This is a genomic window from Rhodopila sp., assembly GCF_035548095.1.
In the GTDB taxonomy this organism is placed as follows: Bacteria; Pseudomonadota; Alphaproteobacteria; order Acetobacterales; family Acetobacteraceae; genus Rhodopila.
Genome location: NZ_DASZUV010000014.1, coordinates 207,993 through 226,423 on the forward strand (window position 1 = coordinate 207,993; position 18,431 = coordinate 226,423).

Genomic DNA, 18,431 nt, shown 5'->3' on the forward strand with positions numbered 1-18,431 from the left:
GCGGCGGGCTTTGATCCGCGGGCTGCCCCGGGCAGACGGCGGGTCGCGCGTGTCCGCCGCCTGCCCTGTGGGATCGCGCCGTCAGACCGGCGACGGCTGCCGCGTCTTCCGGCGGATCGCGCCCAACAGGCCCAGCGCCCCCGCCAGCACCGCCATCGAGGCCGGTTCCGGCACATTCGTGACGATCACGGAATCCAGGTTCGACATCCATCTTCCATGCTTGACCGTGTCGCCTGGGAGGATTGTCCGAGCGATGCCGCTGTCGGGGAAATCGCCGGCGTTGGAGGCGTAGGCAAGAATGTTCTCGGGATCGCCGCCATAGGCCGGGTCCAGCTCCGCCGCCGCGAATGCGACCGTATAGCCGTCGGTCCCGATCGTCGTCACGATCTCGCTGGTGATGTCACCCGTCGGGTCGATGAAATTGAACAGCGACGTGCCTTCATAGGTCGTCGCCGTGCCGGGCAGGCTCGTCGTCATGGGGGGCAGCGCCTGCAGGTCCGCCAGGGAGTAGGTGCCCGGACTGGCCACGTTGCCGGACAGTGTCACGCTGCTCGATTGCCCGCCGCCGCTGCTCGGCTGCGCCGCCACCGAGGTCAGCACAAGGCTGCCAAGGCTGGTCACGTCACGTCCGGTCGCGCCGGGCACGATCAGCTCCGGCTGCGCCAGCAGGCTGCCGCCCGTGGTCTCATAGGCCACGAACACCGACTTGTTGCCGAAGGACGGGTTGATCTCACCGGCTGACACCACCGAGGTCTGGCCGCCGCCGCTGCCCACCAGGTAATAGCGCAGGATGGCGTTCTTGCTGTTGTCGCCGGCGGCTGTGCTGGTGGTGATGCCGGACGAGCCGCCCAGCAGGCTCCATAGTGAGATACCGGTCAGGCCCAGCGTGCTGTCCGACACGGTGTTGCCGGCATTCGCCATCGCCGCCAGCTGGGCGGTGCTATAGTCGCCGGCCCCCGTGGTCGGCCCCGACAAGACCAGGTCCGCCTTCGCCGCCGGCGCCAGCAGGGCCAGTCCGATGGCCGTCAGGCCGATGATCCCGTAACGCATGGTGATACCCCCGTTTGGCTATTTCCATTTGGAAATAACGATACCGCCACATGACGGGTTGTCAATGTTTTGAGACATGCGGACGGACCGACGCCTATGTCCGGCTCACCATAGCGGCGCGCCGGCCGGACAACCCTTGCCCGCTCGGCCTCGCTTCGGGTTGCTGCACCGCCCACAAAGGTGATACGGCTGGCTCCCGGGCTGCAAACAGCAGGGGTTTTGCATTTAATGAAATTATTGCTGACCGGTGGATGCGGGTTCATCGGCTCCGCCGTCGTGCGCCATTTGCTGCGGCACACCGATCACATCATCGTCAACGTCGACAAGATGACATACGCCGCGTCCGAGGAGGCGCTGGAGGACGCGCGGACCGACCGGCGCCACGTCCTGATCAGGGCCGATATCGCCGATGCGGCCGCCATGCGGCAGGTGTTCACGACGCACCAGCCAGATGCGGTGATGCACCTGGCGGCCGAAAGCCATGTCGATCGCTCGATCGACGGTCCGGCCGACTTCGTGCAGACCAACGTCGTCGGCACCTTCATCCTGCTGGAAGCCGCCCGAGCGTATTACGAGGCGCTGGATGCGGGCCGCAAGGCGGTGTTCCGCTTCCACCACGTCTCCACTGACGAGGTGTTCGGCGCGCTGGAAGCGGACGACCCGCCGTTCTGCGAAACCACGCCCTATGACCCGCGCAGCCCGTATTCCGCCAGCAAGGCGGCCTCCGACCATCTGGTCCGCGCCTGGCAGCACACCTACAAGCTGCCGACCATCGTCTCCAACACCTGCAACAATTACGGCCCCTGGCAGTTCCCGGAAAAGCTGATCCCGCTGGTGACGCTCAACGCGCTGGAAGGGAAGGAGCTGCCGGTCTACGGCGATGGCTCCAACATGCGGGACTGGCTGTTCGTCGAGGATCATGCCGCCGCGCTGGTCCGCGTGGTGGAGCAGGGCAAGCCGGGTGAGACCTATGCCATCGGCGGCCGCCAGCCGCGGACCAATTTGCAAGTGGTGAAGGCAATCTGCGCCCACCTGGACAGCCGTGTTCCCGACCCGGCCGGCAAGCGGGAGCGGCTGATCCGCTTCGTCACCGACCGGCCGGGCCACGACTTCCGCTATGAGATCGACCCGACACGCACCGAGGGCGCGCTGGCCTGGAAGGCGCCGCACGACTTCGAGGCCGGTCTGGCCAAGACGATCGACTGGTACCTGGCCAACACCGCCTGGTGGCGGTCCGTCCGCGCGGCCCGCTATGCCGGGCAACGGCTCGGCGCGAAGACGGAGAGGGCGGCATGAAGGGGATTCTGCTCGCCGGCGGTTCCGGCACCCGTCTGCATCCGATGACGCTGGCAGCCTCCAAACAGCTGCTGCCGGTCTACGACAAGCCGATGGTCTACTATCCGCTGTCGACGCTGATGCTGGCCGGCATCCGCGACATCATGCTGATCTCCACGCCCGAGGACCTGCCGCAGTTCCGCCGTCTGCTGGGGGATGGCTCGCGCTTCGGCGTCCGCTTCGCCTATGCGGTGCAGCCGAAGCCCGAGGGGATCGCCCAGGCCTTCCTGATCGGCAAGGACTGGATCGACGGGCAGCCCTGCGCGCTGGCGCTGGGCGACAACATCATCCACGCCGACCACCTGTCGGCCCTGCTGCGCGCCGCCGCCGGCCGGCCGCAGGGTGCGTCGGTGTTCGCCTATCAGGTCCGCGATCCTGAACGCTATGGCGTCGTGTCCTTCGACCAGACCGGCAAGGCGGTGGAGATCGTGGAAAAACCGGCGGTGCCTAACAGCAACTGGGCGGTCACCGGCCTGTATTTCTATGACAAGAACATCAGCCGGATCGCCCCGCAGATCCGCCCCTCGGCCCGTGGCGAGCTGGAGATCACCGATCTGAACCGGGTCTATCTGGAATCCGGCATGCTGCACGTGGAAAAGCTGTCGCGCGGCTGCGCCTGGCTGGATGCGGGAACGCCGGACAGCCTGCTGCAGGCGGCAACCTTCGTGCAGACCATCCAGTCGCGCACCGGCATGCTGGTCGGCTGCCCCGAGGAAGTCGCCTTCCGCATGGGCTTCATCGATGCCGATCACCTGCGGGAACAGGCGCTGAGCCTGGGCAAGACGGAGCTGGGGCGGGTGCTGCTGGAACTGGCCGAGGGGGAACACGCGTGAAGGTCGAATCGCTGGCGATCCCCGAGGTCAAGCTGATCACGCCGCCGCGTTTCAACGACCCGCGCGGCTTCTTCTCGGAGACCTGGAATGCCGGCCGCTTCGCCGATGCCGGCGTGCCGGGACCCTTCGTGCAGGACAACCACGCCCTGTCCACCGCGCGTGGCGTGCTGCGCGGCCTGCACTGTCAGATCGGGCAGAACGCTCAGGGCAAGCTGGTGCGCTGCGTCAAGGGCGCGATCTTCGACGTCGCGGTGGATATCCGCAAGGGCTCGCCGACCTTCGGCAAATGGGCGGGCGCGGAGATCAGTGCGGAAAACTGGACCCAGATCTGGGTGCCGGTCGGCTTTCTGCATGCCTATTGCACGCTGACCGAGGAAACCGAGGTCATCTACAAGGTCACCGCCCCCTACGATAAACCGGCGGAACGCGGGGTGATCTGGAACGATCCCGACATCGCCATCCAATGGCCGGTGGCGGATGTGATCCTGTCGGACAAGGACAAGGTCCTGCCGCGCCTGCGCGACTGTGAGCCCTGGTTCCATGCCTGAGGCCGGACCCATCCTCGTCACCGGCGGCGCGGGGCAGGTCGCCTCGGCGCTGTCCCGCGCGCCGGGTGTTGTCCGTGTCGGCCGTCCGGATTTCGATTTCGACCGGCCGGAGACGATCGAGGCGACGGTCAGGGCAACCGCTCCGCGGCTGGTGGTGAACGCCGCCGCCTACACCGCCGTCGATGCCGCCGAATCCGACTCCGAGGCCGCCTACCGCGCCAACCGCGACGGCCCGGCGACGCTCGCGAGGCTGTGCAAGGCAGCCGGCATTCCACTGATCCACATCTCCACCGACTATGTGTTCGACGGCGCCAAGCCGGAACCCTATGTCGAGACGGACCCGGTCGCGCCCCAGGGTGTCTATGGCGCCAGCAAGCTGGCCGGTGAGGAAGCGGTGCTGGCGGAGGGCGGTCAGGCGGTCATCCTGCGGACCGCATGGGTGTACGCCGCGACGGGCAGGAATTTCGTCCGCACCATGCTGACCCTGGCGAAAACCCGCGACGCGCTGCGTGTCGTCGCCGACCAGCAGGGGTGCCCGACCACCGCCGCCGACCTTGCCGATGCGATCCTGGCCATCATCAGGCGCCTGGATGAAACCGGCTGGCAGGCGGCTTATCAAGGGCTGTTCCACGCCACCGGCACCGGTGCGACGACCTGGCATGGCCTGGCCGTCGCGGCCTTCGAGGAGGCCGCCCGTCATGGCGCGCGCACGCCCTCGGTCGCGCCGATCCGCACCGCGGACTATCCGACCCCGGCAAGACGCCCGGCGAATTCCCGCCTGGATTGCTCGAAGCTGCGGCAGACATTCGGCGTCGTCCTGCCGCCATGGCGCGACAGCCTGCGCCTCACCGTGGACGAGATTTTCGCCATCGCACCGCCATAGCGCCGTTCCGCCGGACCCTGGCAGCCCGGCGGCGTGATAAACGGCCCGCCGTATGGCGGCGTGATGATCCGGCTGGTCAAGCACTGCCGGACGCACCAAGCTGCCCGGCCACATCGCCCGGATCGTGCACAGCACCCCGCCATGCGCCTGATCGAGATCGTCCTGTTCCTGTCGCCCTTCGCCGCCTTCGCGGCATTGCGGCTGCTATCGCCGTCCCAGGCGCTGCCGCGCTGGGCGGTGCCGGCGCTGGCCGTCTCGGTTGTGGCCATGCTGGGCCTGCTGCTGTTCCTGCGCGGGCGCGATGCCGGCGATGCCGATCTGGCCTATGTTCCCGCCAGAATGGACAATGGCCGGATCGTCCCCGGCCATGCCGCACCGCGATGACCCCGCGATGATCCCCACGATGACCCCGGCGACGGCCCCCGCGGCGAACGAAGTGCCGGCGTTGCGACTGAGCCCGCCGCCTTTCGCCGGAGACGTCGCGCTGAGCCGTATCTGGGATGCGCTCCCGCTCGCGCGCGTGGTCGGGGGCGCCGTGCGCGATGCACTGCTGGGCTTGCCGGTGGCCGATATCGACCTCGCCACGCCGCTGGCCCCGGAAGCCGCGGCGGAAGCGTTGCGGGCCGCCGGCATCAAGGTGGTGCCAACGGGCCTGGCGCACGGCACCGTCACGGCGGTCGTCGATCGGCGTGGCTTCGAGATCACCGCCCTGCGCCGCGACGTGGAAACCGATGGCCGGCACGCCGTCGTCCTGTTTACCGAGGATTGGCGGGCCGACGCGATGCGGCGCGACTTCACCATCAATGCCCTGTCGCTGGACCGGGATGGCGGCGTTTATGACTATGCCGGGGGGCTGGGTGATCTGAAAGCCGGCCTGGTTCGCTTCGTTGGCGATCCGGCCACGCGAATTCGGGAAGATTACCTGCGCATCCTGCGCTTCTTCAGGTTCCAGTCCCGCTACGGGCGGTCACCGCCGGACGCCGCGACGCGTGAGGCCCTTCGCGCCGGCATTCCCGGCCTCGCGCGTCTGTCGGTCGAGCGTGTCTGGATGGAGCTGCGGCGTATCCTGTCCGCGGCCGATCCGGTCGACGGCGTCGCCTTGATGGCGGAATTGGGTGTGCTGCCGGCGGTGGCGCCGGAGCTGTCGGCCGCGCCCCTGGCTGCGCTGCGGGATGCGGGGGCGCCCGCCGACCCGATCCTGCGCGTGGCCGCGATGCTGGACGCCGACCCTGCAGGCTTCGCCGAGCGCCTGAAACTGTCGAACGACGATCGCGACCGCCTGCTGCGTCTGCGCGCGACGCCGGCACCGAAACCGGCTGACGACGATGCGGCGTTGCGCCGCCTGCTGGCGGATTATCGCCGGGACGACCTCATCGACCGAAGCTGGATCGCCGGTGCACCGGAAAGGCTGCGCCAGCGCCTGGTGGCATTGCCACAGCCGGTGTTTCCGCTGATGGGCAAGGACGTCCTGGCCCTGGGTAAAGCGCCCGGACCGGCGGTGGGGCGGCTGTTGTACGCCGTCCGCGCCTGGTGGCTGGCCGGTGGCGCGGTCGCCGACCGCTCTGCATGCCTTGCAGAACTCGCCCGCCAGGCTTGCGTCCCGTCGCCGTCGGCCCAAGATGGGTCATAAGAGGTGACACAATGCCGGATATCGAAATCTACACGCAGCTGTTCTGCCCGTACTGTGAGCGGGCGGTTCACACGCTGACGCGGAAGGGCGTCCCGTTCCGGGAGATTGCCGCCCAATCCGGCTCCGCCGCGCGCGAGGAATCGATCCGCCGCTCAGGACGGACGAGCGTGCCGCAGATCTTCATTGATGGGCAGCATATCGGCGGATGCGACGATTTGCTGGCGCTGGACAGGGCGGGCAAGCTGGACCCGCTTTTGGGACTGGCGTGATGGGATTGGTCTGATGGGACAGGTCTTTTGCGGTCGGTTACGAAGGGGCTTGGCACTCATGGCGTTCGAGTGCCAAAATCCCGGAATGGCCAGACTCATGAGGCCGAGGCGAGAAGCACCGGTCGGATGACAGGATAGCGGATGATTCATTACCAGTTGCGCTGCAAGGATGGTCACGATTTCGACGGCTGGTTCAAGGACAGCGCCGCGTTCGAGAAGCAGGCCGGCCGCCGGCTGATCGAATGTCCGGCGTGTGGCGAGACGTCGGTCGAGCGTGCCCTGATGGCCCCCGCGGTCGCGAGCCGGAAGCAGGAGGCGTTGCCGGTGCCCGCCAGGCCGCGGCCGGGGGCTGTCCCGGATCGTGCGGCGCCCGGCCAGGTCGCCGCCGGCAGGCTGCCGGCACAGATGATGGCGATGCTGCAGCGCATGCGCGCCGAGATCGAAAAGCACTGCGACTATGTCGGCAATGATTTTGCTGATGAAGCGCGGCGCATTCACCGTGGCGAGGTGGATGAACGGCCGATCTACGGCGAGGCGTCGGAGGAACAGGCGGAAAGCCTGGCCGACGAGGGGATCGCGGTCGCTCGCATCCCCTGGGTGTCGCGGGCGGACGGCTGATCGGCGGCTTCTTCGATCGCACCGCTTCGATCGGGCCGCGGCGCCGGGGCGGATTCCGGGGCGGATTTGATCCATCTCCTTGACGCCTTCCGCCAGACCTTGGAGACAGGCGCCGCGGCCCCATCTCCGGTCGCGCAATGGATCGGCAATTCATGAAACCCTTGCTGCGGGCATTGAACGGGGAGGCGGTGTGGCCTCCGCCGATGTGGCTGATGCGCCAGGCCGGCCGCTATCTGCCCGAATACCGCGCAGTGCGTACCCAGGTCCGGGATTTCATGGGCCTGTGCACCAACCCCGATCTCGCGGCCGAAGTGACGCTGCAGCCGATCCGCCGCTATGGTTTCGACGCCGCGATCCTGTTCAGCGACATTCTCGTGCTGCCTTGGGCGCTGGGACACGGGCTGGAGTTCCGCGAAGGCGAGGGGCCGGTGCTGCCGAAGCTGCGCGACCGGGCCGGCCTGGCGGCGCTGGACCCGACGCTGGTCGCCGAGCGCGTCGCGCCGGTGATGGAGACGGTGCGGCTGGTCCGGACCGGGTTGCGGCGGGAAGGGTTCGAGGGGGGAACGGCTTTGATCGGCTTTGCCGGCGCCCCGTTCACCGTGGCCTGCTACATGATCGAGGGCGGCGGATCCCGTGACTTCGGCGTGGTGCGCGCCATGGCCTATGCGCAGCCGGCGCTGTTCCAGGACCTGATGGATCTGCTGACGGAAACCACCGTCCAGTATCTGTCGGCGCAGGTCGAGGCTGGGGCCGAAGCCCTGATGCTGTTCGATTCCTGGGCCGGCATCCTGGCTCCCAGCCTGTTCCGCCGCCATGTCGTGGCTCCGGCCCGGATCATCACGGCTGCCTTGAAGCGCCGCTATCCGCATGTGCCGGTGATCGGCTTCCCGCGCCTGGCCGGGCTGATGCTGGGCGGTTATGCCGATACCGGCGTCGATGGTATCGGCGTCGACACCGGCAGCGATCTGCGCGCCGCCGCGTCGATGCTGCCGGCCTCGGTTGCCGTGCAGGGCAATCTGGACCCGATGGCGCTGGTCGCCGGCGGCGACGCGCTGACTGCCGAGGCTCGGGCCGTGCTGGCGGCGGCGCGCGGCCGGCCCTTCATCTTCAACCTCGGGCATGGCATCGTGCCGCAGACCCCGCCGGAACACGTCGCGATGCTGCGGGAGCAGGTGCGTGGCGCGTAAGGTCGCGGTGGTCCTGTTCAACCTGGGCGGCCCCGACAGTCCGGCGGCAATCAAGCCGTTCCTGCTGAACCTGTTCCGCGACCCGGCGATCCTGCGCGTTCCCTTCTTTGTCCGTCCGCTGCTTGCACGTGTCATTGCCCGCGCCCGAGTGGCGCCGGCGACCGGGAACTACCGCCTGCTTGGCGGCAAGTCGCCGCTGCTGGCACTGACGCAAGACCAGGCAAGTGCGTTGGAAAAGGCGCTGCCGGACCACGAGGCGCGGTGCTTCATCGCCATGCGGTACTGGCATCCGTTCAGCCTGGAAGCGGCGCGCGCGGTGAAGGCCTGGGGACCGGACGAGATCGTTCTGCTGCCGCTGTATCCGCACTATTCCAGCACGACCACGGGCAGTTCGCTGATCGCCTGGAGGGAGGCCGCGTCACGCGTCGGCCTGATGGTCCGCACCACGGCGATCTGCTGCTATCCCACCGATCCCGCCTATATCCGCGCGACGGCCGCCCTGGTTGCCGCGGCCTATGACAAGGCTCGAACCGAGCTGGACCCTGGAGTACCGTTGCGGGTGTTGTTTTCTGCGCACGGGTTGCCGGAGATCATCGTCCGGCGCGGCGATCCATATCAATCGCAGATCGAACTGACCGTCGCCGCCGTGCTGGCCGCGTGGGGCCGGTCCGTCGATCATGCAATCTGCTATCAATCGCGCGCCACGCCGCAGAAATGGATCGAGCCCAGCACAGAGGTGGAGGTGGAGCGGGCGGCACATGACGGGACGGCGGTACTGGTGGTGCCGATCGCCTTCGTGTCGGAACATTCCGAGACGCTGGTCGAACTGGACGTGGAATATCGCGATCTGGCCAGGGCGAAGGGGGTGCCCGGGTATTTCCGCGTCCCAACGCAGAACGCCGATCCCGGTTTCGTGGCGGCGCTGGCCGGACTGGTCGCCGGCGCCCTGGCAAGCGGTCCTGGCCTGTGCAATGCGACAGGCAAGCGTCTATGCGCCGCCTGTTTCGGCGATTGTCCATTTGCGCCGGCCGACATGCGAGCATCCTGAGCCGCTGTCCGGTGGCAGAAGCGGCGGCCTCCCTTGCCCGCCGGCCGCTATCGTCCGGTGAGAATCCGCTCCATCAGCTGCTTCACCGTCGGAATGAAGCCGTTCGAGTAGAACGGGTCCTTGGCGAAGCGGAACGCATTGTGGCCGCTGAACATCAGGTTGTGCTCCACCGCGTCCGGCTCATCGCCGCGATGGGCGATGTCCTGCAGCGTCTTCTGGATGCAGAAGCTGCGCGGGTCCGCCTTCTTTCCGTTGGTGAAGTCCGGCTCCTGCTGCGACCAGTTGGAGAAGCGGCACTGGCTGAGGCAGCCCATGCAGTCGGTCTGATCCTGCAGGATTTCCCGCGCCTTGTCCGGCGTCACGAAGATCAGGGTCGAGTCCGGCGTGCGCAGCGCCTCGGTGAAGCCGCTCTGCTCCCAGCCCTGGGCGCGCTCCAGGTCGGGCGGCGTCAGATAGACCAGGCGCCGGCGCGGGCCGACACCGTATTCCGCGGTGTGCTCACCCACCGCCTCGGTCGAGTAGGCAACCTGGCGGTCATTGCGGTCACGCAGTTCACGGATGAAGCTGTTGTTCACCGCGCTGGAATAGAAGCCGGTGGGGCTGAAGCGATTGAGGAAGACGTCGCCTTCCTTCAACGTCAGCAGCCGCTGCTTCCAGGCATCGCCGATCGGGCTTTCCACGGTCAGCAGCGGGCGGGTGCCGAACTGAAAGGCAACCGGCCCCAGATCCTTGTTGTCGATCCAGTCCGCCCAGTCATCCAGGCACCAGACGCCGCCGGCCATGATGATCGGCGTATCGTGCAGGCCGAAATCCCGCATCGCCTTGCGCAAGGCGAGCACACGCGGCAGCGGGTCTTCGGGCTTGGTGGGGTCTTCGCTGTTGGACAGGCCGTTATGGCCGCCGGCGAGCCACGGATCCTCATACACCACGCCGCCCAGCAATGACGCGGTCTTGTGATAGGCGCGCTTCCACAAGGCGCTGAACGCGCGGCCCGAGGAGACGATCGGATAGTAGTGCACGTTGAAGCGCGCGGCGATGTCGGACAGGCGATATGGCATGCCGGCACCGCAGGTGATGCCGTGGATCAAGCCCTTCGCCTGCTCCAGCACGCCGGTGATGACACGTTCGGCGCCGCCCATCTCCCACAGGATGTTGGCGTGGATGCGCCCCTTGCCGCCGGTGATGTCGAAGGCCCGCCGAGCCTGCGCCAATGCGCCGCGGATCGCGTAGGCGATCAACTCCTCATGCCGCTCACGTCGGGTGCGGCCGTGATAGATCTGCGGGATGACCCGCCCATCCTGGTCATAGGAGTCGGCATTGACGGCGCTGAACGTGCCGACGCCACCCGCCAGTGCCCAGTGGCCGGCCGAGATGCCGTTGGAGATCGCAACGCCTTTGCCACCTTCGATCAGCGGCAGGACTTCGGCGCCGCCCATCCGTATCGCATTGATCACAGACATGGTGTTTCAGACATCCGGCGCGGCGGTGCCGCGTCACATGGGTGGGGGGAACGCTCGCCTCGTTCAGGGATTCCGAACTCGCCGGAGTCGTCAGCGGTCCGGTTGCGCCGCAGGGAGCGCCTGATAGGCAGCGTCCGGTCCGGCGATCCGTGGCGGGTGTGCCTCGTTTGAAAGCGAGGCACCATATCGTCCGATCACGGGAATGTTAAGCATCGTCCGGCCCGAAAGCCGGACGATGTTGCAATGCTGTTACTCCGCCGCGGCGTTACTCCGCCACGGGCGGCTGTCCAGCCTCTTCCGGCACCGGTGCCAGTTCACGCGGCTCACGGTCGCGCCGCGGACGGTCGCCGCGATCGCTTCCGCGGGGACCCCGATCCTCACGCTCCGGCCGCGGGTCACGCTGCGGCTTGGCGCCGACCTGGTCGGTGATGTCGGCACCGGTCGCCTGATCGACGACCCGCATCGACAGCTTGACCTTGCCGCGGTCGTCGAAGCCGATGACCTTCACCTTCACCGTGTCGCCGTTGTTCACCACGTCGGTGGTCTTGGCGACGCGGCCCTGCGCCAGCTCGCTGATATGCACGAGCCCGTCGCGGGAGCCCAGGAAGTTGACGAAAGCGCCGAAATCGGCGGTTTTTACCACCTTGCCGGTGTAGATCACGCCGATCTCCGGCTCCGCCACGATGCCGCGAATCCAGTCGATCGCCTTCTGCGCCTGGTCGGCGTCCACCGCGGCGATCTTGATCGTGCCGTCATCGTCGATATCGATCTTGCACTTGGTCTGCTCGACGATCTCCCGGATCACCTAGCCGCCGGTGCCGATCACTTCGCGGATCTTCTCCTTCGGCACGTTGATCACGGTGATGCGCGGCGCGGTGGTCGCCACGTCGCCGCGATGGCCGGTCAACGCCTTGGCCATCTCGCCCAGGATGTGCATCCGCCCATCCTTCGCCTGCGCCAGCGCGATCTTCATGATGTCGGGCGTGATGGACGTGATCTTGATGTCCATCTGCAAGCTGGTCACGCCGAGCTCGGTGCCCGCCACCTTGAAGTCCATGTCGCCCAGGTGATCCTCGTCACCCAGGATATCGGACAGCACGGCGAAGCCCTTGTCTTCCTTGATCAGCCCCATGGCGATACCCGCCACCGGCCGCTTCAGCGGCACGCCGGCATCCATCAGCGCCAGCGAGGTGCCGCAGACGGTGGCCATGGAGGAGGAGCCGTTGGATTCGGTGATCTCCGACACCACGCGCAGCGTGTAGGGGAACTTGTCCTTCTCCGGCAGCAGCGGATGGATGGCGCGCCAGGCCAGCTTGCCGTGGCCCACCTCACGCCGGCCCGGCGATCCCATGCGGCCCGCTTCACCGACCGAGTAGGGCGGGAAGTTGTAGTGCAGCATGAAATTCTCTCGGTACTCGCCTTCCAGCGCGTCGATCACCTGCTCGTCCTGGCCGGTGCCCAGGGTGGCGACGCAGAACGCCTGTGTCTCGCCCCGGGTGAACAGGGCGGAGCCGTGCGCGCGTGGCAGGATGTGCACCTCGGCCAGGATCGGCCGCACCGTCCTGGTGTCGCGGCCGTCGATGCGGATGCCGGTGTCCAGGATGGCGTTGCGGACGATGTCGGCTTCCAGGTCGTGCAGCATCGCGCCGGCCTTGGCGGTATCCAGCCCCTCGGCGGCCAGCGCCTCCAGCACCGCCTTCTTCGCGGCGCCAACCTTGGCATAGCGGTCCTGCTTCACCTTCTCCTGATAGCCCTCGGCCAGCGAGGCGCGGCCCAGCGCGTCCACCCGTGCTTTCAGTGCCTTCTCGGCCTCGGTCAGTTCCGGCAGCGGCCACGGATCCTTGGCGGCGCGTTCCGCCAGCTCGATGATTGCCTCGATCACCGGCTGGAAGTTCTGGTGGCCGAAGGTGACGGCACCCAGCATGACCTCCTCGGACAGCTCCTGCGCTTCCGATTCCACCATCAGCACGCCCTCGGCGGTGCCGGCGACCACCAGGTCGAGCTGGCTGGTCTTCTTCTGGTCATCGGTGGGATTCAGGATGTAATTGCCGTCCTGGTAGCCGACGCGGGCGGCCGCGACCGGGCCGAAGAACGGGATGCCCGACAGCGTCAGCGCCGCGGAACAACCGATCATCGCGACGATGTCCGGATCATTCTCGTTGTCGTAGCTCATCACCGTGGCGATGACCTGGACCTCGTTACGGAAATTCTCGGGGAACAGCGGCCGGATCGGCCGGTCGATCAGCCGGCTCTTGAGTACCTCGATCTCGCTCGGTCGACCCTCACGCTTGAAGAACCCGCCCGGGATCTTGCCGGCGGCAAACGCCTTCTCCTGGTAATTCACCGTCAGCGGGAAGAAATCCTGGCCCGGCTTGGCGGTCTTCACGCCAACCGCGGTGCACAGCACGATGGTCTCACCATAGGAGACCATGACGGCGCCATCGGCCTGGCGCGCGATCTTGCCGGTCTCCAGGACCAGCTTGCGGCCGCCCCAGTCGAGTTCCTTGCGGAAGTAATTGAACATTCAGTGTCCCAGTGGATGCGCGGCATCGGCGGACGGTAGACGGCCGGTCCGCGCTTCCCCCCTGGTGGGTTGGGGTGGCGGCGTCTCGGGTAACACGGAGCGCGTGCTGCGGGCCGGAGTCCGGGGATCGCAGCCGCGGCCATGTGGCCGGAAACGCCGTCGCTTGGTCCCCGCACCATGAAGGGCGTGCCGGATCGGCGATCCAATGTCCACCGCGTCGCGGTGTTGAAGGGGGTTCACCTGCCCCCGATCAGGTTCGCGTCTTTCGACGCGCTGCACATAGGGATGAAACCGGCCGTTGGCCAGCTTTATCTCCGTGATTCATGCAGTCGTGCCGCCCCGGGCCGAAGTCCGGGGCGGGTATCGGTCAGCGGCGCAGGTTCAGCCGCCCGATCAGCGTCTGGTACCGAGCCTGGTCCTTCTTCTTCAGGTAGTCGAGCAGCCGGCGACGGCGGCCGACCAGCATCAGCAGGCCACGGCGCGAGTGGAAGTCCTTCGCGTGCGTCTTCAGATGCTCCGTCAGGTTGCTGATCCGCTCCGACAGCAGGGCGACCTGCACTTCCGGGCTGCCGGTGTCGCTGCCTCCGGTCTGATATTCGCCAATCAGCGCCGTGCGGCGCTCCGCGGTGATCGACATCGTGTTGTCTCCTGGAACAGGGTTAAGATCCACCGTCCGCCGCGGCGCAAATGGCCACGGAACCATCCGCGCATGCGGATGACGGCCCGCGAGTGCCGCCCCTGGCTGTGCCGGGATGTCGGCCAGCAGAGTCAGTGTCGGATCGCGCGGTCCGGAAGGTCGGCGGGGTATCCTCGGGACACGGCGGTTTGGCAAGTGAAATCGTGCGCGCGCCTGCCGGCCGCATGGCTGCCGCGATCGGCGGGCAGGAGAGCATGGGCCGGCGCCGGGTCCCCCTGCCTTACAGCGTCCGCTCCGGCCGCAGCAGCCCATCCTCCAGCCGGCACAGCGAGATCACCCGGCTGCCCAGCATGGCCCGCGCGAGGCCGCCATCCGGGTCGGCCGCGTCGGGGATGCGGCCCATCAGCCCGACCAGGCTCAACGCCTGGCCGTGGCGCAGCTCCATCGCCTCCTGTTCGGTCAGCCGCACCGCCGGGATATCGCCAAGTGCCGTGACCACCGGCAGCAGCAGATCGGCCGGGGCCGGCGTGCCGTCCTCGGCCCGGTTGATACGGTCCAGCGGGATGGCGTGCCGCTCCAGGAACGGGCCGACGCGCAGGCGGCGCAGCGCGGCGATGTGGCCCACCGCCCCGCAGGCACGCGCCAGATCGCGGGCCAAGGAGCGCATATAGACGCCCTTGCCGGAGGCAACCTCGAACACCGCCGTATCGGCGTCGGGACGCTCGATCAGCTCGAACCGGTCCACCTGCGCCGGACGCGGCTCCAGCACCGGCGCCCGGCCTTCCCGCGCCATGTCATAGGCCCGCTCCCCGGCCACCTTGATGGCCGAGAAGATCGGCGGCACCTGCATGATGGTGCCGCGGAAGCCGGGCAGCGCGTCGCGGATCGCCGCATCATCGGGGCGGACATCGCTGGTCTCGATCACCTTGCCGTCGGCGTCGTCGCTGTCCCGGGCCTCTCCGAAACGCAGGGTGAAGCGGTAGAGCTTGGTACCGTCCATCACATAGGGAACGGTCTTGGTCGCCGCGCCGAAGGCCACTGGCAGCAGGCCGGTCGCCAGCGGGTCCAGCGTGCCGCCATGGCCCGCCTTCTGGGCGTCGAACAGGCGCCGGACGCGGTTGACGACGTCGGTGCTGGTCAAGCCGGCCGGCTTGTCGACGATAAGCCAGCCGTCGAGCGGACGGCCGCGCGGTTTGCGGCGGGACATGATCGGGGCACTCGGTACGGCAGGGAGGGCGACAGGGAGGCGGCGGGTTAGGCACAGCCCGCCGCCTTGTCAACCAGGCGCTGGGGCGGCGGTCGGTTCCAGGGGTAGATCGGGCCGGGACCAACCCGGGCGAGGGCGGCCCATGAGGCCTGCCCGGGTCGGGCCGGACCAGGCGGATGTCGTCAGCTCAGACTCTCGTAGACCGCCGCCTCGAACGCATCCAGGGCGTCCAGCACGGGTTTGTCGGCGAAGGGCAGGATCTGCGTCATCAGGACGCCGGCGACGGCCCGGGTTGGGTCGAGCCAGTAATAGGTGTTGTTGATCCCCGCCCAGGCCAGGCTGCCGGCGCTGCGGCGGCCCGGGACGTCCTGCGTGTTGATCAGGAAGGTCAGGCCCCATTTCTTCGGCATGCCCGGAAACAGGTCGACATCGTTGGAGAATGGCGGATTGAAGGTCTTCATGGGCAGCACGTTCAGGTCACCCATGTGGTTCTGCCCCATCAGGGCAACAGTCCCGGGCTTCAGGATGCGTTCCCCGTCCAGTTCGCCGCCGGCCATCAACGCGCGCAGGAACCGCAGGTAGTCGCCCGCGGTGCAGAACAGGCCGCCGCCGCCGGCGAAGAATTCGCGGTCGGTGACCGGCCCGGGCGGCGAGGGCAGAATGCTCATGCGGCCATCTGCCGCTCGGGCATGGACCGGCACCAGCCGGTTGCCCCACTCAGACCGTTCGACATAGGTGGAATCCGCCATGCCCAGCGGCCCGAAGATGTGGCGCTGGAAATAGGTCTCCAGGTCCAGGCCGCTGACGACTTCCACCATGCGCCCGACCATGTCGATGCCGATGCCGTATTCCCACCGTTCGCCCGGATCGAAGCCCAGCGGGGCGGACAAGGCGGCCAGCTTGCCGGTGCGCGCGGCCGGCAAGCTGGTCAACTGCGTGTAGCGGGCCATGTTGCCGTTCCACGTATCGTAGACGAAGCCCGCGGTGTGGGTCAGCAGGTTGCGCAGCGTGATTTCCCCGTTCCGGGGACGCATGATCGGAACGCCGCCGGTGCCGAATCCGGTCAGCACCTTGGTGTCCGCCAGGAACGGCAGGATCTCCTGTGCCGGCTGGTCCAGCGACAGCTTGCCCTGCTCCACCATCTGCATCGCGGCGGTGCCGGTGATGGCTTTGGTCATCGATGCGATGCGAAAGACGGAATCCTCGGTCATGCGCGCCGGGCCGGCGATGTCGCGGCGGCCGAACGCCGAACTGTATATGACACCGGACTGGTCGGCCGCTGTCGCCACGAGACCAGGTATTTCCCCCCGCGCCAGCACCGTCGCCAGTGCTTTGTCAATTAGTGCTTGGTTTTTCATTGTGTTTTTCTGCGCGAAACGGGTGGAAAAGTCCAGTATCGCCCGCCGTCGCGCCTAATCGCCGGTGGCTGATCTGTGCGCCGCCACCTCGCCCGCGTCCGCCGCGGCGGCTTCCCATTCCTCGGCGTGCGTCGCCCAGCGCAGATCGGCGATCGGCTCCGGCCGGCCCAGCAGGAAGCCCTGTACGAAGCGACAACCCTGCTGGCGCAGATAGGCCAGCTGGCGTTCGGTCTCCACGCCCTCGGCGGTCACGTTCAGATGAAGACTTCGGGCCATGGCGATGATCGCCTGCACGATCGGCCTGGCATCGGCGCTGTCATCCAGGTCGCGGATGAAGCTGCGGTCGATCTTCAACTTATCGAATAGGAATTTCTTCAGATAACTCAGGCTGGAGTAGCCGGTACCGAAATCATCCATCGCCAGCTTCACGCCCAGCCGGCGCAATGCCGTCAGCATTGCCATGGCCTGTTCGGTATCGTCCATCAGCAAGCCCTCGGTGATCTCCAGCTCCAGCCGAGTCGGGGCCAGACCGGTCTCCCGCAGGATTGCGCCGATCCGTTCGGCGATGTTGTCCTGCTGAAACTGAACCGGCGACAGATTGACCGACACGGTGATGGGATTGGTCCAGGCCGCGGCGGCGGCGCAGGCGGTCCGCAACACCCACAGGCCGATCGGTACGATCAGGCCGCATTCCTCGGCGATCGGGATGAAGGTAGCGGGGGAAACCATCCCCTGCCGCGGGTGCGTCCAGCGCAGCAGGGCCTCGCAGCCGGCGACGCGCAGCGAGTCGCTTTCGAAGAATGGCTGGTACACCAGGGAGAACTGGTTCTCGATCAGGGCGGTGCCCAGGTCGTGCGCCAGGGCCTGGCGTTGCCGCAGCAGCCGGTCCATGCCCGGTTCGCAATAGCGCCACGTTCCATGGCCATCCTTGCGCGCCCGGTTCAAGGCCAGGGCGGCCCGGCTCATCAGATCGGCGCCCGAGGCGCCGTCATCGGGATACAGGGCGATGCCGACACTGGCACCCAGCTTCACCAGCTGGCCATCGATGTCGAACGGCAATGCCATTTCCGATATGATACGGCCGGCCAGGGCCGCCGCATCCGCCGGCCTGCCGGTCAGCGGCTGGACGATGCCGAATTCGTCGCTGCCGATGCGCGCCACGGTGTCGACCTCGCGCACCGTCGCGCATAGCCGCTGCGCGGCCTGCACCAGCAGACGGTCGCCGATACCCAGGCCGAACGCATCGTTGATCGCCTTGAACCGGTCCAGGTCGACGCGCAGCAGCGCGAATCCCCTGCCGGCTCTGTCCGCCATGGAAATCATCTTGGCGAGGCTCTTCTGCAGCGCCTGGCGATTGCCCACGCCGGTCAGCAGATCGGTATGGGTCAGCCGGTCGATCTGCGCCTGCGTCGCCTTGCTGGGCGCCAGGTCGCGGATTGCCAGCACCTGCTCCGCCGTGTCGTCCACCTGGCGGGCGACGACCTCCACCGGATGCAATGAGCCGTCGGGCAGGATCAGGCGCTGTTCCGCCGCCGGCTCCAGATGCGATGGCGGCCCGGATTGCAGCAGCGAGTCGACGCGCCGATGGTCGAACCAGCCCGGTCCCACGCCCATCAATCGCGCCAGTGCCGGATTGACGTCGACGATATGGCCGGCGCGGGCGATGATCAGGCCGTCGAATGCGGCGTCGGCCAGGGCGCGCATGCGCCGGCCCTGCAACGCCAGGCGTCGCGACAGGCTGCGGGCGTTCGTCAGCGCGGCCACCGCCACGCACAGCGCGGCCAGCGGCAGCGCCATGCGCAAGGCCGGCAAGGCACCATGAGCAAACCCCAGCAAGGAAGACC

Annotated in this window: 16 protein-coding genes and 1 pseudogene; 10 read left to right on the forward strand and 7 right to left on the reverse strand. The window is 67.6% G+C overall.

Translation table 11 applies throughout. The features are described from left to right. Positions 1-81: 81 nt before the first annotated feature. Positions 82-1,050, reverse strand: coding sequence for a PEP-CTERM sorting domain-containing protein (locus VHC04_RS11635; protein WP_325681268.1), 969 nt, complete (start codon positions 1,048-1,050; stop codon positions 82-84). 228 nt (positions 1,051-1,278) lie between these two features. On the opposite strand from VHC04_RS11635, the gene rfbB reads away from it, so the two are divergent. The 10 genes from rfbB (at position 1,279) to hemH (ending at position 9,401) form a co-directional block, all read left to right on the forward strand. Continuing rightward, positions 1,279-2,346, forward strand: coding sequence for a dTDP-glucose 4,6-dehydratase (rfbB, locus tag VHC04_RS11640; RefSeq protein WP_325681270.1), 1,068 nt, complete (start codon positions 1,279-1,281; stop codon positions 2,344-2,346). Further along, positions 2,343-3,218 (forward strand): glucose-1-phosphate thymidylyltransferase RfbA, encoded by an 876-nt coding sequence (gene rfbA, locus VHC04_RS11645; protein WP_325681272.1) that lies wholly within the window; start codon positions 2,343-2,345, stop codon positions 3,216-3,218. Before rfbB ends, rfbA begins: the two co-directional genes overlap by 4 nt. Continuing rightward, the gene (gene rfbC, locus VHC04_RS11650; RefSeq protein WP_325681275.1) at positions 3,215-3,766 is read left to right on the forward strand and encodes a dTDP-4-dehydrorhamnose 3,5-epimerase; all 552 of its coding nucleotides are present in this window, start codon (positions 3,215-3,217) and stop codon (positions 3,764-3,766) included. Before rfbA ends, rfbC begins: the two co-directional genes overlap by 4 nt. Next, entirely contained in the window at positions 3,759-4,649 is an 891-nt protein-coding gene (rfbD, locus tag VHC04_RS11655) for a dTDP-4-dehydrorhamnose reductase (protein ID WP_325681277.1), read from the forward strand. Before rfbC ends, rfbD begins: the two co-directional genes overlap by 8 nt. A 141-nt stretch (positions 4,650-4,790) precedes the next feature. Beyond that, positions 4,791-5,033, forward strand: a complete 243-nt coding sequence (locus VHC04_RS11660; protein ID WP_325681279.1) for a DUF6111 family protein — start codon at positions 4,791-4,793, stop codon at positions 5,031-5,033. Then, positions 5,017-6,279, forward strand: a complete 1,263-nt coding sequence (locus VHC04_RS11665; RefSeq protein ID WP_325681281.1) for a CCA tRNA nucleotidyltransferase — start codon at positions 5,017-5,019, stop codon at positions 6,277-6,279. The genes VHC04_RS11660 and VHC04_RS11665 overlap by 17 nt, the downstream gene beginning before the upstream one ends. Positions 6,280-6,290: 11 nt before the next feature. After that, positions 6,291-6,548: a glutaredoxin 3 gene (gene grxC, locus VHC04_RS11670; protein ID WP_325681283.1), complete on the forward strand. Its 258-nt coding sequence runs from the start codon at positions 6,291-6,293 to the stop codon at positions 6,546-6,548. 141 nt (positions 6,549-6,689) lie between these two features. Then, positions 6,690-7,166 carry a DUF1178 family protein gene (locus VHC04_RS11675; RefSeq protein ID WP_325681285.1) on the forward strand — a complete coding sequence of 159 codons (477 nt, stop codon included), beginning with the start codon at positions 6,690-6,692 and terminating at the stop codon, positions 7,164-7,166. A gap of 152 nt (positions 7,167-7,318) precedes the next feature. Continuing rightward, a complete protein-coding gene (hemE, locus tag VHC04_RS11680) occupies positions 7,319-8,353 on the forward strand; it encodes a uroporphyrinogen decarboxylase (protein ID WP_325681287.1) in 1,035 nt (344 codons plus the stop codon). Then, positions 8,343-9,401, forward strand: coding sequence for a ferrochelatase (gene hemH, locus VHC04_RS11685; RefSeq protein WP_325681289.1), 1,059 nt, complete (start codon positions 8,343-8,345; stop codon positions 9,399-9,401). Before hemE ends, hemH begins: the two co-directional genes overlap by 11 nt. Positions 9,402-9,448: 47 nt before the next feature. Here the strand turns inward: hemH and VHC04_RS11690 are convergent, their stop codons facing one another. The 6 genes and pseudogenes from VHC04_RS11690 to VHC04_RS11715 all read right to left on the reverse strand — a co-directional run bounded on the left by VHC04_RS11690 (position 9,449) and on the right by VHC04_RS11715 (position 18,423). Then, positions 9,449-10,861: an NAD(P)H-dependent flavin oxidoreductase gene (locus VHC04_RS11690; RefSeq protein WP_325681291.1), complete on the reverse strand. Its 1,413-nt coding sequence runs from the start codon at positions 10,859-10,861 to the stop codon at positions 9,449-9,451. Positions 10,862-11,126: 265 nt separating this feature from the next. Continuing rightward, a pseudogene (pnp, locus tag VHC04_RS11695) lies at positions 11,127-13,598 on the reverse strand (polyribonucleotide nucleotidyltransferase). A gap of 154 nt (positions 13,599-13,752) precedes the next feature. Beyond that, complete coding sequence (gene rpsO / locus VHC04_RS11700) at positions 13,753-14,022, reverse strand: 30S ribosomal protein S15 (protein WP_325681293.1); 270 nt, start codon at positions 14,020-14,022, stop codon at positions 13,753-13,755. Positions 14,023-14,302: 280 nt separating this feature from the next. Further along, entirely contained in the window at positions 14,303-15,229 is a 927-nt protein-coding gene (gene truB / locus VHC04_RS11705; RefSeq protein WP_325681295.1) for a tRNA pseudouridine(55) synthase TruB, read from the reverse strand. Between the two features lie 182 nt (positions 15,230-15,411). After that, positions 15,412-16,587, reverse strand: coding sequence for a serine hydrolase domain-containing protein (locus tag VHC04_RS11710; protein ID WP_325681297.1), 1,176 nt, complete (start codon positions 16,585-16,587; stop codon positions 15,412-15,414). Between the two features lie 54 nt (positions 16,588-16,641). After that, the gene (locus VHC04_RS11715) at positions 16,642-18,423 is read right to left on the reverse strand and encodes a putative bifunctional diguanylate cyclase/phosphodiesterase (RefSeq protein WP_325681299.1); all 1,782 of its coding nucleotides are present in this window, start codon (positions 18,421-18,423) and stop codon (positions 16,642-16,644) included. Positions 18,424-18,431: the final 8 nt, after the last annotated feature.